The sequence below is a fragment of the Mycobacterium sp. RTGN5 genome (assembly GCF_033804465.1).
Lineage (GTDB): Bacteria > Actinomycetota > Actinomycetes > Mycobacteriales > Mycobacteriaceae > Mycobacterium.
The window spans coordinates 254,630-270,527 of record NZ_JAPZLA010000002.1 but is presented as its reverse complement, the minus strand read 5'-3'; the positions used below and the strand labels follow the sequence as shown (position 1 = coordinate 270,527).

Sequence of the window (15,898 nt, the reverse complement as noted above, 5' to 3'; positions counted from 1 at the left end):
GTGCTGACTTCGAATCGTTGACAGTTTGCTCCACTAGGGTGGCGACCACACACTTAAGGGGAAACAACGTGGTCAGTGCGGCACCGATGCAACTCGGCATGATCGGCTTGGGACGGATGGGGGCGAACCTGGTTCGACGGCTGATGCGGGACGGACACAGTTGCGTCGTCTACGACGTGAACGCCGCAGCAGTCAGCGAATTGGCAGCCGAAGGCGCCACCGGCGCCGCCACCCTCGACGAGTTCGTCGGCAAGCTCGACGGTCCGCGTGCCATCTGGCTGATGCTGCCCGCCGCGATCGTCGACTCGACCCTCGATGCCCTCGTCCCGCTGCTGGCGCCCGGGGACACCGTGATCGACGGCGGCAACTCGTACTACCGCGACGACATCACCCGGGCGCAGAAGCTCGCCGAGAGTGGTCTGCATTACGTCGATGTCGGTACCAGCGGCGGCGTGTGGGGGCTGGACCGCGGCTACTGCCTGATGATCGGCGGAGAGACCGACGTGGTCAACCGCCTCGATCCGATCTTCAACACCATCGCGCCGGGGATCGGCACCGCTGAACCCACCCCGAGCCGGGCGGCGGACGCGGTCGGCACCGCGCCCGAGGGCTACCTGCACTGTGGCCCCAACGGCGCCGGGCACTTCGTGAAGATGGTTCACAACGGTGTCGAGTACGGGATGATGGCGGCCATCGCCGAAGGGCTCAGCATCATCAAGCACGCCAATGCCGGCAAGGTGGATCGCGTGATCGACGCCGAGACCACCCCGCTGCGCGATCCCTGGGCCTACCAGTACGACATGAACGTCGGCGAGGTCGCCGAGGTCTGGCGCCGCGGATCGGTGGTGGGATCCTGGCTGGTCGACCTCATCGCAGACGCGTTCGCCGCCTCCCCCGATCTCGACCAGTTCTCGGGCCGGGTATCCGATTCCGGCGAAGGACGGTGGACGGTGCTCGCCGCTGTCGATGAAGGTATCCCCGCCCCGGTCATCACCACCGCGCTCTACGAGCGCTTCCAATCCCGCGAGCTCGGCGCGTTCACCGACCAGATCTGTTCGGCCATGCGCAGCGAGTTCGGCGGCCACGCGGAGAAGAAGTGATGCCGGTGAGCACTCAAAAGCTCGCTGCCGCCGATGTTCTGGTGGTCTTCGGCATCACCGGAGACCTGGCAAGGAAGATGACCTTCCGGTCGCTGTACCGGTTGGAGCGGCGCAAACTGCTCGACTGCCCGATCGTCGGCGTGGCGCTTGACGATTGGTCCGCCGACACGCTGCGGGAACACGCCAGAGCCGCCATCGAGGCCACCGGCGAGACGGTGGACGACGACGTCTTCGCGCGATTCGCGGCCCGGCTGTCGATGGTGTCCGGTGATTTCGCCGAGCCGGCGACCTACGACAAGGTGGCCGCAGCCATCACCGGGTGCACGAATCCGGTGTTCTATCTGGAGATTCCGCCGTTCCTGTTCGGTCGGGTAGTCGACGGCCTGGCCGGCGCCGGTCTCACCGCGAACGCCCGGGTGGTGGTGGAAAAGCCCTTCGGGCATGACCTTTCGTCGGCCAAGGCGCTCAACGATCAGTTGAGTGCCCACCTGCAAGAGTGGCAGATCTACCGCATCGACCACTTCCTTGGCAAGGAACCGGCGATGGACATCCGCTACATCCGGTTCTCCAACTCGATCATCGAGCCAATATGGAATCGCGACCGGATCGAGGCCGTGCAGATCACGATGGCCGAGAACTTCGGAGTCGACGATCGCGGCCACTTCTACGATCCGGTCGGCGCGTTACGCGATGTCGTGCAAAACCATCTGCTGCAACTGATCGGGCTGATCGCGGCCGAACCGTCGAGCGGCGGACCGGATGGCTTCCGGGACAAACGGGTCGAGCTGTTCAAGTCGATCCGCCCCGTCGACCCCAAGCACTACGTGCGCGGCCAGTACGCCGGTTACCTGGACGTCGACGGTGTCGCGCCAGACTCCCAAACCGAGACCTTCACCGCGCTGAAGCTCTATATCGACAACTGGCGCTGGTCGGGTGTGCCGTTCTTCATCAGGGCAGGCAAGGCGCTTCCGGTGCGGGCCACCGAGATTCGGATCATCTTCAAGCGACCGCCGGCACTGCCGTTCCTGCCGAAGATCAATGAGCAGAACGAGTTCATCTTCCGGATCGATCCCAGCCCCGGCGTGGATTTCGTGCTGCAGGCCAAAGAATCCGGTGCCGACGCCACTCGCGCCGTCAACCTCTGCCTGGTGTTCGCCGACGAAATGGCCGACGCACCCGAACCCTACGAGCGTCTGCTCGGGGATGCCATGCATGGCGATTCCAGCCAGTTCATCCGGGAGGACGGCGTCGAGGAGACCTGGCGGGTCGTGGAGCCGCTACTGGAATCTCCGCCGCCGGTCGAGATCTATCAGCCGGGTTCGTGGGGACCGTCGGGGGCCAACGCATTGGTCGCCGGATTCCCCGCCTGGCGTGAACCCTGGCTGCCAGCGCAGAAGTGACAGCCGAGCAGAACCGCCTCGACGAGGCTAACGCCGGGCTGTCGCCGTGGCGCCGCTGGGGAACCTACCTGAGCGAGCGCGCCTGGGGCACAGTCCGGGAGGACTACAGCGCCGACGGTGACGCGTGGGCGTACTTCCCGTTCGACCACGCGCACAGCAGGGCGTATCGGTGGAGTGAGGACGGCCTCGCGGGCTGGTGTGATGACGAGCAGACCATCTGTCTGGGTGTCGCGCTGTGGAACGGACGCGACACCATCCTCAAGGAGCGGCCCTACGGGGTGGCCAACGAGGAGGGCAACCACGGCGAGGACGTCAAGGACTATTGGTTCTATACCGACAACCTGCCCACCCACGCCTACGCGTCCATGGTCTACAAGTATCCGCAAGCCCCGTTTCCGTATGAGGACCTGCTGCACACCAATCAGCAGCGCGGACCCGAGGATGACGAGTACGAATTGTTCGACGCACTGCGCGAACAATGGCTGGAGCAACGCTATTTCGACGTCGACGTGGCCTACGCCAAGGACGGCCCCGAGGACGTCTACTGCCGGATCACGGTGACCAACCGGGGGCCTGACGCCGCACCGATCCACGTGCTTCCCCAGCTCTGGTATCGCAACACCTGGTCGTGGGACCCGGATCAACTACGGCCGCGGATCACCGCCTGCGGTGACGGCGCGGCCCGCACCTGGCACCCGAAGCTCGGCCAGCGGTGGTTCACGGTCACCACGTCGGCCGAGGACACTCCGCGATTGGTGTTTTGCGAGAACGAGACCAACAACCGCCTGTTGTTCGGATCGGCCAACACATCGGCCACCACCAAGGACGGTATCAACGACTACGTCGTCAACGGGATCTCCGAAGCCGTCGACGCGGACGAGGGCAGCAAGGTCGCCGCGCACGTTTCGACGACGCTGCAATCGGGCGAAACCTTGACCGTCACTGTATGTTTCGCCGCCACCGAGGCGGCCGATCCGCCCGGCCGCGTCGATGTGGTGCTGGCAGACCGTCAACGCGAGGCCGACGAGTTCTACCTCGAGATCGCCGCAACGGACCTGAGCGACGATGAACTGCTGGTGCAGCGTCAGGCATTCGCCGGATTGCTGTGGTGCAAGCAGTTCTACAACTATGCCGTGCGGCGCTGGCTCAAAGGCGATCCGGCACAGCCGAAACCACCGCGTGAACGCTGGGCCGGCCGCAACAGGGACTGGCAACACTTTGCCGTCAGTGATGTCATCCTGATGCCCGACGCGTGGGAGTATCCCTGGTTCGCCGCCTGGGATCTGGCGTTCCACTGCCTCGCCATGGCGCTCATCGATCCGGAGTTCGCCAAGGCGCAAGTGCTCGTGCTGCACGATTCCACCGCACAGCATCCCCACGGCCAGATCCCGGCGTACGAATGGAAGTTCGGCGATACCAACCCACCCGTGCACGCCTGGGCGGCCTGGCAGATCTACCAACTCGACCAACTGCGCACGGGTGTCGGGGACTGGGATTTCTTGGCCACCGCATACCGGTCGGCGACCCTCAACGCGATGTGGTGGCTGAATCAGAAGGACGACACGAACCGGGGCGTGTTCGGCGGCGGGTTCCTCGGCATGGACAACATCGGGGTGTTCGACCGCGACGAGCCGCTCCCGACCGGTGGTGAACTCGCTCAGGTCGACGGCACCGCGTGGATGGCGGCACTGATATTCCACCTGTTGGAGATGGCGATCGAACTGTCCCACCAGGATCCGAGCTACACCGACATGTTCAACCGGTGGGTGTGGGATGCGTGGCTGGTCGCCAACTCGCTGGAGAAGGGCACCTATCGGGTCAGTTTCTGGAACGACGGCACAAACTTTTACCACGACGTCATCGAGATGCCGGATGGCACAAGCAGATCGCTGGAAGTGTTCTCCATTCAGGCGATCGTCCCGTTGTTCGCGGCGATTGCCATTCCCCTCAGTGCGACTGAAGTGGTATCGACTATCGAATACTGTCTGGAAGCGCTGGCGCGAACCTACGAGCACACCGCCGACGATGTTCAGTTGGTGATGAGCGGCGGTGACGGCACGCATCTCATGATCGGCGTCGTCCACCAGGACCGGCTCACGAAGATCTTGGAGCGGGTACTGGACCCTGAACAGTTCCTCTCCCCCAACGGAATTCGCTCTCTGTCGCAATATCATCGCGACCACCCGTACACCTACCACGCCGACGGTGCGGATTATGTCGTCAACTATCAGCCGGCCGAGTCACGCAGCCGGATGTTCGGCGGCAACTCCAATTGGCGCGGGCCGGTCTGGTTGCCGACCAATTTCCTTATGGTGCAAGCGCTCAACTCCTACGCCCGGTTCCTCGGCGACACCTACCGCGTTCCCGATCCGGCGGGCTCGGCCGACGAGGTTTCCCTGCACGAAGTGGGCGACCGATTGGCCCGGCAACTCAGCGGCCTCTTGGTCCGCGACGAGACTGGCCGGCGAGCGGTGTTCGGGGACAACGAGTATTTCCAGACCGACCCGCACTGGCGTGATCTGATTCCGTTCCACGAGTACTTCGACGGGGACACCGGCCGGGGGCTGGGAGCCAGTCACCAGACCGGCTGGACAGCGACCATCGCCCTGCTGCTCCAGTTCCGCGGAAAGCTGTACTTCAGAACCTAGTCTTCCGGGTTGTAGCCCAGGTTGGGGCCGAGCCAGCGCTCGGCTTCCTTGAGGGTCCAGCCCTTGCGCTTCGCGTAGTCGGCGACCTGGTCCTGGGCTATCCGGCCGACCACGAAGTACTGCGACTGCGGATGCGAGAAGTACCAGCCGCTGACGGCGGCACCAGGCCACATCGCCATCGACTCGGTCAGCTCGATGCCGGTGCGCTCCTTGACGTCCATCAACTCCCAGAGCGTCGCCTTCTCGGTGTGCTCCGGGCAGGCCGGGTAGCCCGGAGCTGGGCGGATGCCTAAGTACTTCTCCGCGATGAGCGCCTCGTTGTCGAGCTGCTCGTCGGGCTGAAATCCCCAGAACTCCTTGCGGACTCGTTGGTGCAGCCGTTCGGCGAACGCCTCGGCCAGCCGGTCGGCGATCGACTCCAGCAGGATCGCGTTGTAGTCGTCGTTGGCCTTCTTGAACTCGACGATCTTGTCTGCGCTGCCGAGCCCCGAGGTGACCGCGAAGGCGCCGACGTAGTCCCGGAGGCCCGTTTCTTTGGGGGCGATGAAATCGCCAAGCGACCGGTTCGGGATGCCATCCCGGTGCTCGCCCTGCTGGCGCAGGTTGCGCAACGTGCGCAGCACCTCAGTGCGGGACTCGTCGGTGTAGACCTCGACGTCGTCACCGACGGCGTTCGCGGGGAAGAACCCGATCACCCCGTTGGCCGTCAGCCACTTCTCCTTGATCAGGGTGTCGAGCATCTCCTGGGCGTCGTCGTACAGCTTGCGGGCCGTCTCGCCCGAGACCGGGTTGTTGAGGATGTCGGGGAAGCGGCCCTTCATCTCCCAGGCGTTGAAGAATGGCTGCCAGTCGATGTACTCGCGCAGCTCCGCGATGTCGTAGTCGAGAAACTCCCGAACGCCGACGCCCTGGGCGGGCACCGGCGGCGTGTAGCCGTCCCACTCGATCGGCGTGCGGTTCGCGCGGGCCTTCTCCAGCGTCAGCATCGGCCGTTCGCTCTTCTGGGCGTGCCGTTCACGAAGGGATGCGTAATCCTTCTCGGTGGCCTCCAGCAGGGCCGGACGCTGCTTGTCGTCGAGCAGCGCGGCAGCGACCGGAACCGAGCGGGACGCGTCCTTGACCCAGACCACCGGACCGGACCGACGCGGCGACACCTTCACGGCCGTGTGCGCGCGCGAGGTGGTGGCGCCACCGATCAGCAGCGGGATCTGCAGGCCCTGACGCTCCATCTCGACGGCGAAGTTGACCATCTCGTCGAGCGACGGGGTGATCAGACCGGACAGACCGATGATGTCGGCGTTGTGCTCCTTGGCCGCGTCCAGGATCTTCTGGGCGGGCACCATCACACCGAGGTCGATCACCTCATAGTTGTTGCACTGCAGGACAACTCCGACGATGTTCTTGCCGATGTCGTGGACGTCGCCTTTGACCGTCGCCATGATGATCGTGCCGTTGGTGTCCTTGCTTGCGGCGGTGCCGTTCTGCTCCTTCTCCGCCTCGATGTAGGGCAGCAGATACGCGACAGCCTTTTTCATCACCCGGGCCGACTTCACGACCTGGGGAAGGAACATCTTGCCCGCGCCGAAGAGGTCTCCGACGACGTTCATGCCGTCCATCAGCGGGCCTTCGATCACCTCGATCGGGCGACCACCGGCGCCCTCGATCTCGGCCCGCAATTCCTCGGTGTCGGCATCGACGTTCGCGTCGATGCCCTTGACCAGGGCGTGCGTGATCCGCTCGCGGACCGGGAGGCTGCGCCACTCCGCGGCGACCGGATCGTCGGCCTTCTCCGAGCTATTGAACCGTTCCGCGATCTCCAGGAGTCGTTCGGCCGCGTCCTCGCGACGGTTCAGGACGACATCCTCGATCCGCTCCCGCAGCTCGGGGTCGATCGAGTCGTAGGGCACCAGCGCACCGGCGTTGACGATGCCCATGTCCAGACCGGCCTTGATGGCGTGGAACAGGAACACCGCGTGGATCGCCTCGCGGACCGGGTTGTTGCCCCGGAACGAGAACGACACGTTGGAGATGCCGCCGGAGATGTGCACGCCGGGGAGGTTCTCCTTGATCCAGGAGCAGGCCTCGATGAAGTCGATCCCGTAGGTCGCGTGCTCCTCGATACCGGTCGCCAGCGCGAAGCAGTTCGGGTCGAAGATGATGTCCTCGGCCGGGAAGCCGACCTCTTCGGTCAGGATCCGGTAAGCGCGCCCGCAGATCTCCTTGCGGCGCTCCAGGTTGTCGGCCTGCCCCTGCTCGTCGAAGGCCATCACGACGACGGCGGCGCCGTACTTACGGCACAGCCGTGCCTCGCGGATGAACTTCTCCTCGCCCTCCTTCATGGAGATCGAGTTGACGATCGGCTTGCCCTGCACGTTCTTCAGGCCCGCCTCGATGACCTCCCACTTGGAGGAGTCGATCATCACCGGGACGCGGCTGATGTCCGGCTCGGAGGCGATCAACTTGGTGAACCGGTCCATCGCGGCGACGCCGTCGATCATGCCCTCGTCCATGTTGATGTCGATGACCTGCGCACCGACCTCGACCTGCTGCAGGGCCACCGACAGGGCGGTGTCGTAGTCCTCGGCCTTGATCAGGTTGCGGAACCGGGCGGAGCCGGTGATGTTGGTGCGCTCACCGATGTTCACGAACAGCGAATCGTCGGTGATGTTGAGCGGCTCCAGGCCCGAGAGTCGGGTGGCCACTGGGATCTCCGGCAGCTCGCGCGGTGACTTGCCCTCGACGACCTTCGCGATCTCGGCGATGTGTGGCGGTGCCGTTCCGCAGCACCCGCCGACCAGGTTGACCAGGCCGGCCTCGGCGAATTCGGCGATGTAGCCGGCCTGAGCCTCCGGGGATTCGTCGTACTCGCCGAAGGCGTTGGGCAGGCCGGCGTTCGGGTAGCAGGAGACGAACGTGTCGGAGATCCGCGCCACCTCGGCGATGTAGGGCCTCATCTCCGGTGCGCCAAGGGCACAGTTGAGGCCGACCGCGAGCGGCCGCGCGTGCCGGATCGCATTCCAGAACGCTTCGGTGACCTGACCGGACAACGTCCGGCCCGACGCGTCGGTGATGGTTCCCGAGATGATCAGCGGCCAGCGGCGTCCACGCTCCTCGAACAGCGTCTCGACGGCGAACACCGCCGCCTTCGCGTTCAGCGAATCGAAGATCGTCTCGATGATGAGGAGGTCGGCACCACCGTCGACCAGGCCGTTGGCGGCTTCGAGGTAAGCAGCAACCAGCTGGTCGTAGGAGACGTTGCGGGCTCCGGGGTCGTTGACGTCCGGCGAGATCGACGCGGTACGCGTCGTCGGCCCGATGGCGCCGGCGACGTAGCGGGGCTTGTCCGGGGTGCTGAACTCGTCGGCGGCCTTACGGGCCAGGGCTGCGCCGGCGTAGTTGAGCTCGTAGGCCAGTTCGTGCATGTCGTAGTCGGAGAGTGAGACCGCGTTCGCGTTGAACGTGTTGGTCTCCAGGATGTCGGCGCCCGCCTCGAGGTACTCGCGGTGGATTCCCTCGATGATCTGCGGCTGCGTCAGGGTCAGCAGGTCGTTGTTGCCCTGGAGGGCGGTCGGCCACTCGCTGAACCGGTCGCCTCGGTATCCGTCCTCGTCCGGCCGGTCCCGCTGGATCGCCGTGCCCATCGCGCCGTCGATCACCATGATCCGCTGGCGCAGAGCTGCGGTCAGCTCATCGGTGCAGTCCGGGCGGATATTCGGCCCAGGCAGATCTGGCTTAGCGGCGTTCACAGGGCACTCCTTCCGTAGGTAGCGGAAGGCGTCCTTAACTCTGCCGAGCGTGGCGGATACCAGGGAGGGCCCCAGGCCCTCCGAGAATGTCCGTTGCAACGCCTCTCGACCAGAAAAGTCTACGTCGTCACCCGATCGACGTCTGGACGCCTAGGTCAACGCCACCACAGGGAGATTAACCAGATTGCCGCCGCACGTATTTCGTCTCGACGCGCAGTCGGTCCGAGAAGGCTCGTCGCGGCCAATCACCCCTTACGCTGAACGCGTGACCCCGTCGAACTTCAGCGGTGCGAAAGGCCCGGATCTGCCCGAACTGCAGAACACGATCATTGTCGCGGCCTTCGAAGGCTGGAACGACGCCGGTGACGCCGCCAGTGACGCGCTCGAGCACCTCGACGCCATCTGGGAAGCCGAGACGCTCATCGAGATCGACGACGAGGCCTACTACGACTACCAGGTGAATCGCCCGGTGATCCGGCAGGTCGACGGTGTGACGCGCGAACTGGTGTGGCCCTCGATGCGGATATCGCACTGCCGGCCGCCGGGATCGGACCGCGACATCGTGCTGATGCACGGGGTCGAGCCCAATATGCGGTGGCGCACGTTCTGTGCGGAACTGCTGGCGATCGCCGACAAGCTGAACGTGGACACCGTCGTGATTCTCGGCGCGCTGCTGGCCGATACCCCGCACACTCGGCCCGTCCCGGTGTCGGGGGCGGCCTACTCCCCCGAGTCGGCGAAGTTCTTCGGCCTCGAGGAAACCCGCTACGAGGGTCCGACGGGTATCGCCGGAGTGTTCCAGGACGCCTGCGTGGCGGCCGGCATCCCGGCGGTGACGTTCTGGGCCGCGGTGCCGCACTACGTGTCGCAGCCGCCCAATCCGAAGGCCACCGTCGCGCTGCTGCGCCGCGTCGAAGACGTGCTCGACATCGAGGTGCCGCTGGCCGACCTGCCTGTCCAGGCCGAGGAGTGGGAGCAGGCGGTCACCGAGATGACCGCCGACGACGAGGAGATCGCCGAGTACGTGGCCTCCCTCGAGCAGCGCGGAGATGCCGACGTCGACATGAACGAGGCGTTGTCGAAGGTGGACGGGGATACGCTGGCCGCCGAGTTCGAGCGGTACCTGCGCAGGCGCGGTCCCGGCTACCGGGGCCAGTAGCCTCAGGGGTCGTCCTGGTCGCCGAGTAGGCGTTCGGGGTGGTGGAAGTCGTTGGTGCCGCCGCGCAGTGGGACGCCTGGTGGTGGAGTCCAGTGGGTGTTGCCGCCTGGGAGTTGTTGAGTGGTCCAGCCGTCGTTTTCGACCAGCAGGTTGTCGCATTTGCACGCCAACGTGAGGTGGTCGATGTCGGTGGTGCCGCCGTGTTTCCAGTCTTTGGTGGCGTGGTGGACCTGGCTGTTATAGCCGTTGACGGTGCAGCCGGGTGCGGTGCAGCCACGGTATTTGGCTAGCAACATGATGCGTTGATCGGCTGAGGCCAAGCGTTTGGATCTGCCCAGCCACAGTGACTTTCCGGTGACACCGTCGAAGACCGCCAGATAGGGGTTCGCCGGAGTAGCCATGCGAATCAGGTCCGAGATCGGGACCAACGTACCGCCCGCAGTGACCGCGTGGCCGGCCCCGGCCTGCAATTCCTGCAGGGTTGTAGTGACGATGACGGTAACCGGTAACCCGTTGTGCTGGCCCAGTTTCGGATCTCCCAGCCGACCATCTACCAGCTCGGAGAGTGCGTCGTGTTGGCGTTGGGCGTGACTGCGCAGATCGTCGGGCTGTGGTGCGGCGAACTTCGCCAGCCACGCATCCAACATCGCGCGCAGTTCGGGTGCAGCGGTTAGCTTTCCCACACTCATGCCATCGGCGCGTTGACCCCCGCACCAGAGGAAGCCGCGCTTTCGGGCGCGGTCTTCCTCGGAGAATTTCCCGTCGGGGTTGAGGTGAGTGGCGAGGCGGTCGGCGACCTTCGCCAGCTGATCGGGCCGCAACGTCCGGGCGTGCTCGGCCAAGGACTTCTCGGCCTTGTCGACGTCGACCGGGCCGACATGGTCGGGCAGGTCGCGGAAGAACTTCTGGATCACCTGCACATGCTCACCGTCGAGGTCCCCGGCCTCCCACGCCGAGGCGGTGTTTGGGAGCAAGGCCGGTAACGGGTCGCCGGTCAACGTGGTGCGCGCCGTCAACTGTTCAGCATCACGGACCCGCCGGTTGGCGGCCGTCCGGCTGATCCGCAACACATCAGCCAACACGATCGGGATCGGCGGGCAGCCCTCGTAACGCTCCAGATGGGTGATCTGGGTGTGCGACACCGCGACTAGACGACGCACCGCGCCTTCCAGTCGTTCGATCGGCGCGAACCGCTCCGGTGCGGGCAGCTCCTCGATATCAGCGGCCCCCACGAGCTCGACCGCGGCGTCGAGAGCATCCAATGCCGCATCTATCGAACGCATGTTCGAATTCTATCCCGGCCCACCGACACAAATCGCCCGTCAAAGGGTGGTCCTGCCGACTGGTTGGTCGGGCTGCGATAACGTGCAGTGGATACTGCCCAGTAACAACTTGAATCGAGGTTGCGCTCGTGAAGCTGGCCCTCAGCGACGAGGACGCGAAGTTCCGCGACGAGTTGCGCGAGTTCTTCACCACCAAGATCCCAGCCGAGATCCGCGAGCGGGCGCGCACCGACACCATGCGCTACCCCGACGACCCGGTCGCGACGCAGCGGATCCTGAACGAGGCCGGCCTGGGTGTGCCGAACTGGCCTGTGGAATGGGGCGGTAAGGACTGGACGCCACTGCAGCGCCAGATCTGGGCCGACGAGATGCGCTTGGCATGCGTGCCAGAGCCGCTGGCGTTCAACGCCAGCATGGTCGGACCGGTGATCGCCCACTTCGGCTCGCAGGAGATCAAGGAACGCTTCCTGCCCCCGACCGCGAACCTCGACATCTGGTGGTGCCAAGGCTTTTCCGAGCCGGAGGCCGGTTCGGATCTCGCCTCGCTGCGGACCACCGCGATCCGTGACGGCGACGAGTACGTCATCAACGGGCAGAAGACCTGGACGACGCTGGGGCAGTTCGCCGACTGGATCTTCGTGTTGGCCCGCACCAATCCCGACGCGCCCAAGAAGCAGGCCGGGATCTCGTTCATCCTCGTCGAGATGTCCACGCCGGGCATCACCATCCGGCCGATCAAGCTGATCGACGGCAGCTACGAGGTCAACGAAGTCTTCTTCGAAGACGTTCGGGTGCCGGTCAACCAGCTCGTCGGCGAGGAGAACCAGGGCTGGACCTACGCCAAGTTCCTGCTGTCCAACGAACGCACCGGCATCGCGCGCATCGGCACCACCAAGCTGTGGCTCGCCGACGTCAAGGAACACGCCGCGCAGACCAAGGTCGGCACCGGCAGCCTGCTCGAAGATGCGCTGTTCGCCGCGAAGGTCGCCGAGATCGAAAATGAGCTGCTCGCACTGGAACTCACGCAGCTGCGGGTCAGCGGCGACGAAGCGACCGGCAAGCCGAACCCCGCGTCCTCGATCCTCAAGCTCCGGGGCAGCCAGCTGCAGCAGGCCATCACCGAGCTGGCGGTGGAGGTCGCCGGACCGGATGCGCTGCCGTTCGACGGCGGTGCGGACATCGAATCGCCGCTCTGGGCGCAGCATGCCGCGCCGAAATACCTGAACTACCGCAAGACCTCGATCTACGGCGGCAGCAACGAGGTCCAGCGCACCATCATCTCTTCGACGATCCTGGGATTGTGAGGGCCGGCCGTGAACTTTGATCTGACCGACGAACAGGAACTCCTGCGCGACACCGCTCGCGAGGTGTTCTCCCGCGCCTATGACACCGAGAGCCGCAACAAGGTCGTCGACTCCGAACTTGGCTGGAGCCGCGACGTGTGGCGGCAGCTCGCCGAGATCGGCATCCTCGGCCTCGGGTTCGACCCCGAAGAGTCCGGCCAGATCGAGGTCATGGTCGTCATGACCGAGATCGGTCGCCGGCTGGCACCCGAACCGGTCGCCACCGCCGCGCTGATCCCGGGCGGCCTGATCGCCGATCTCGGCTCCGACGAACAGCGCGCACTGCTCGACGAGGTCGCCGCAGGCGAGAAGCTGCTCGCGTTGGCCCACGCCGAGAAGGGGTTGCGTGGACTGGACGAGTTGTCCACCCGTGCAACCAAAGCCGGTGACAGCTGGACCATCACCGGGCGCAAGAACCCCGTGCTGGCCGGCGACAGCGCCGATGTCATCGTGGTCACCGCCGGCCTTCCTGATGGCGGCGTGGGCGCCTTCCTCGTCGATGCCTCGGCAACCACGCGCCGTACATATCGGACGTTCGACGGGCTGCGCGGCGCCGAGATCGATTTCACCGACTCCCCCGCACAACAGCTCGGCGACGGCGACGTCAGCGAGCGCATCCACGCGACGCTGATTCGGTACTCCTCAGCGCTGTGTGCCGAAGCCGTTGGCGCCATGGACGAGTCCATTCGACTGACGACGGAGTACCTGAACGCGCGCAAGCAATTCGGCGTGCCGCTCAAGACATTCCAGACGCTCACCCAGCGGGCGGCCGATATGTACGTCTCGCTGGAACTGGCCCGCAGCATGAACTACTACGCGGCGATGTGCATCACCGACGGCCGGCTCGATCCGGTGGTTGCCGCCCGGTCCAAGCTGCAGATCGGACGCTCGGGACGCCACATTCTGCAAGAGTCCATCCAGATGCACGGCGGTATCGGCGTCACCGCGGAATACCCGGTCGCGCACTACGCCGCGCGACTGACAGCCATCGACCAGACCCTGGGCTCGGCCACCGACCAGTTGCGCTTCCTCAGCAAGCAGGTGGGCAGCTACGGCGTCGTCGCGCTGTAGCTCCTAGAGCGGCACACCAAGCAACGCGTCGACGGCCGCTGCGACCGCGGCGGGCGCGGTGTCGTCGTGGCCGCCGTACTCCAGTGCGTCGGTAGCCCAACCATCAACGGCGGCAAGCGCTTTGGGAGTGTCCAGATCGTCGGCCAGGTACTGGCGCAGCCGTCCGATGACGTCGTTGGCATCCGGGCCTGCGCGCAGTGCGGTAGCGGCCCGCCAGCGGTGTAGCCGTGCGTTGGCCTCGTCGAGCACCGCATCACTCCAGGACCGGTCGCTGCGATAGTGCCCGGCCAGCAAGCCCAGCCGGATGGCAGCGGGGTCCACTCCCTGCGCACGTAAGCCCGATACCAGCACCAGGTTCCCGCGGCTCTTGGACATCTTGTGCCCGTCCCAGCCGATCATCCCCGCGTGCACGTAGTGCCGCGCGAATCTGCGTTCACCCGTGACACTTTCGGCGTGCGCGGCGGAGAATTCGTGGTGCGGGAAGACCAGGTCGCTACCGCCACCCTGCACGTCGAAACCGAACCCGATGCGGTTCAACGCAATCGCCGCACACTCGACGTGCCAGCCCGGCCTGCCCGGGCCGAACGAGGCTGGCCAGCTCGGCTCGTCGGGGCGGGCCGCCCGCCACAGCAGCGCGTCGAGCGGATCCGCCTTGCCTGGACGGTCCGGGTCGCCGCCGCGCTCGGCGAACAGCCGCGTCATGGTCTCGTGGTCGTAACCGGACTCGTAGCCGAATTGGGTGGTGGCGTCGGTGCGGTAGTAGATGTCGGGGTACTCGGCGTCGTCCACCAAGTAGGCCGCCCCGGAAGCCAGCATCTTCTCGACGAGCTCGACGACCTCGCCGATGGTGTCGGTGGCCGCGACATAGTCGTGTGGCGGCAACACTCGCAGCGCGGTCATGTCCTCGCGGAAGAGCTGGGTTTCCCTGGCGCCGAGTTCGCGCCAGTCGATGCCGTCCCGATTGGCCCGCTCGAACAGCGGGTCGTCGACGTCGGTGATGTTCTGCACGTAGTGCACACGGTGGCCGCCGTCGAGCCAGACCCGGTGCACGAGGTCGAAGGCCAGATACGTCGCCGCGTGGCCCAGATGGGTCGCGTCGTAGGGGGTGATCCCGCAGACGTACATCGTCGCGGTCTCCCCGGGCGCGGTCGGGCGCACCTGGCGGTCAGCGGTGTCGTAGAGACGCAATGCCGGCCCACGGCCGGGCAGCTGCGGGGTGTCGACGGCCGGCCACGACTGCATGGCCTCGACTCTAAGGGGTTCGCTGTTCACTGCACTCCGGGTGGTGAGGGGGCGGGCCGTCTGCTCACACAGTGACAACGGAGTGAGCAGATCCATTCCCTCAACTGGCCAGCCACATGGCGTCAAGCAGGAGATCGGCCACTTCCGCCCGGCACATCAGCAGATCCGGCAGGTAGGGATCGGGCTGGTTGTACCGCAGCGGGGCCCCGTCGATGCGGGTCGCGTGCAGGCCCGCGGCCTGGAGCACACCGGCCGGTGCGGCCGAGTCCCACTCCCACTGACCGCCGGCGTGGATGTAGGCGTCGGCGTCGCCGCGCACCACCGCCATCGCCTTCGCACCGGCTGAGCCGATCCGGATGAAGTCGATGTCGAGGCGATCCCGTAGCCGCCACAGCACCGCGGGCGGACGGTTGGAGCTGGCCGTGATCCGGATGGGTCCGGGTAGAGGCGGCGGCGGGGCCGTCACGGTGTCCGACCGGTAGAGCTCGCCCATCGCCGGCAGCGAGACTGCGGCGTCGGTGATGCTGCCGTCCGGCCCGCCCAGGTCCGATGTCGCCGGCCCAGCGGCTCCGGTGCGCTGCCACAGCGCGATATGCACCGCCCAGTCCGGCCGCCCCGGCATCGAGAACTCACGCGTCCCGTCGAGCGGGTCGATGATCCACACCCGGTCGGCGTTGAGCCGTTTCAGGTCGTCGTACGCCTCCTCGGAGAGCACCGCGTCGCCCGGTCGCTCCGCGCGCAGGCGGCGAAGTATCAGCGCATTGGCCCGCACGTCCCCGGCGTCGCCCAGCGCGGGCGGAAAGTCGAAACCGACGTCCTCACGCACCGATAGCAGCAGCCGGCCGGCCTCCTCGGCGAGGTCGGCGGCCAGCGCCGCATCGGTCATGCTCATCAGGTCAGTATCGC

At 65.9% G+C, this 15,898-nt stretch carries 10 protein-coding genes; 6 read left to right on the top strand and 4 right to left on the bottom strand.

The window, feature by feature from the left end; genetic code table 11:
- The first annotated feature begins 86 nt into the window (after positions 1 to 86).
- Genes gnd through SLQ31_RS13850 form a run of 3 tightly spaced genes read left to right on the top strand, consistent with a single transcriptional unit; the run spans position 87 to position 5,148 of the window.
- Positions 87 to 1,100, top strand: coding sequence for a phosphogluconate dehydrogenase (NAD(+)-dependent, decarboxylating) (gene gnd / locus SLQ31_RS13860; RefSeq protein ID WP_319434642.1), 1,014 nt, complete (start codon positions 87 to 89; stop codon positions 1,098 to 1,100).
- Positions 1,100 to 2,500, top strand: a complete 1,401-nt coding sequence (gene zwf / locus SLQ31_RS13855) for a glucose-6-phosphate dehydrogenase (RefSeq protein ID WP_319433485.1) — start codon at positions 1,100 to 1,102, stop codon at positions 2,498 to 2,500. Before gnd ends, zwf begins: the two co-directional genes overlap by 1 nt.
- On the top strand, positions 2,497 to 5,148 hold the full coding sequence (locus SLQ31_RS13850) for an MGH1-like glycoside hydrolase domain-containing protein (protein ID WP_319433483.1): 2,652 nt from the start codon (positions 2,497 to 2,499) through the stop codon (positions 5,146 to 5,148). The genes zwf and SLQ31_RS13850 overlap by 4 nt, the downstream gene beginning before the upstream one ends.
- Here the strand turns inward: SLQ31_RS13850 and metH are convergent.
- Positions 5,145 to 8,807: a methionine synthase gene (gene metH, locus SLQ31_RS13845; RefSeq protein ID WP_319434640.1), complete on the bottom strand. Its 3,663-nt coding sequence runs from the start codon at positions 8,805 to 8,807 to the stop codon at positions 5,145 to 5,147. The two genes, SLQ31_RS13850 and metH, sit on opposite strands and share 4 nt — an antisense overlap.
- Before the next feature lie 352 nt (positions 8,808 to 9,159).
- Between metH and SLQ31_RS13840 the strand changes: the two genes are divergently transcribed.
- Positions 9,160 to 10,053: a PAC2 family protein gene (locus SLQ31_RS13840; RefSeq protein ID WP_319433481.1), complete on the top strand. Its 894-nt coding sequence runs from the start codon at positions 9,160 to 9,162 to the stop codon at positions 10,051 to 10,053.
- 2 nt (positions 10,054 to 10,055) lie between these two features.
- Here SLQ31_RS13840 and SLQ31_RS13835 read toward each other — a convergent pair whose 3' ends face one another.
- On the bottom strand, positions 10,056 to 11,336 hold the full coding sequence (locus SLQ31_RS13835) for an HNH endonuclease signature motif containing protein (RefSeq protein ID WP_319433479.1): 1,281 nt from the start codon (positions 11,334 to 11,336) through the stop codon (positions 10,056 to 10,058).
- A gap of 128 nt (positions 11,337 to 11,464) precedes the next feature.
- On the opposite strand from SLQ31_RS13835, the gene SLQ31_RS13830 reads away from it, so the two are divergent.
- Both SLQ31_RS13830 and SLQ31_RS13825 read left to right on the top strand, forming a co-directional pair.
- The gene (locus SLQ31_RS13830; protein WP_319433477.1) at positions 11,465 to 12,640 is read left to right on the top strand and encodes an acyl-CoA dehydrogenase family protein; all 1,176 of its coding nucleotides are present in this window, start codon (positions 11,465 to 11,467) and stop codon (positions 12,638 to 12,640) included.
- Between the two features lie 9 nt (positions 12,641 to 12,649).
- The gene (locus tag SLQ31_RS13825) at positions 12,650 to 13,750 is read left to right on the top strand and encodes an acyl-CoA dehydrogenase (RefSeq protein ID WP_319433475.1); all 1,101 of its coding nucleotides are present in this window, start codon (positions 12,650 to 12,652) and stop codon (positions 13,748 to 13,750) included.
- 3 nt (positions 13,751 to 13,753) lie between these two features.
- Here the strand turns inward: SLQ31_RS13825 and mshC are convergent, their stop codons facing one another.
- Positions 13,754 to 14,992 (bottom strand): cysteine--1-D-myo-inosityl 2-amino-2-deoxy-alpha-D-glucopyranoside ligase, encoded by a 1,239-nt coding sequence (gene mshC, locus SLQ31_RS13820; protein ID WP_319433473.1) that lies wholly within the window; start codon positions 14,990 to 14,992, stop codon positions 13,754 to 13,756.
- A gap of 100 nt (positions 14,993 to 15,092) precedes the next feature.
- Positions 15,093 to 15,884: a 3'(2'),5'-bisphosphate nucleotidase CysQ gene (locus tag SLQ31_RS13815; protein WP_319433471.1), complete on the bottom strand. Its 792-nt coding sequence runs from the start codon at positions 15,882 to 15,884 to the stop codon at positions 15,093 to 15,095.
- Between the last annotated feature and the right edge of the window lie 14 nt (positions 15,885 to 15,898).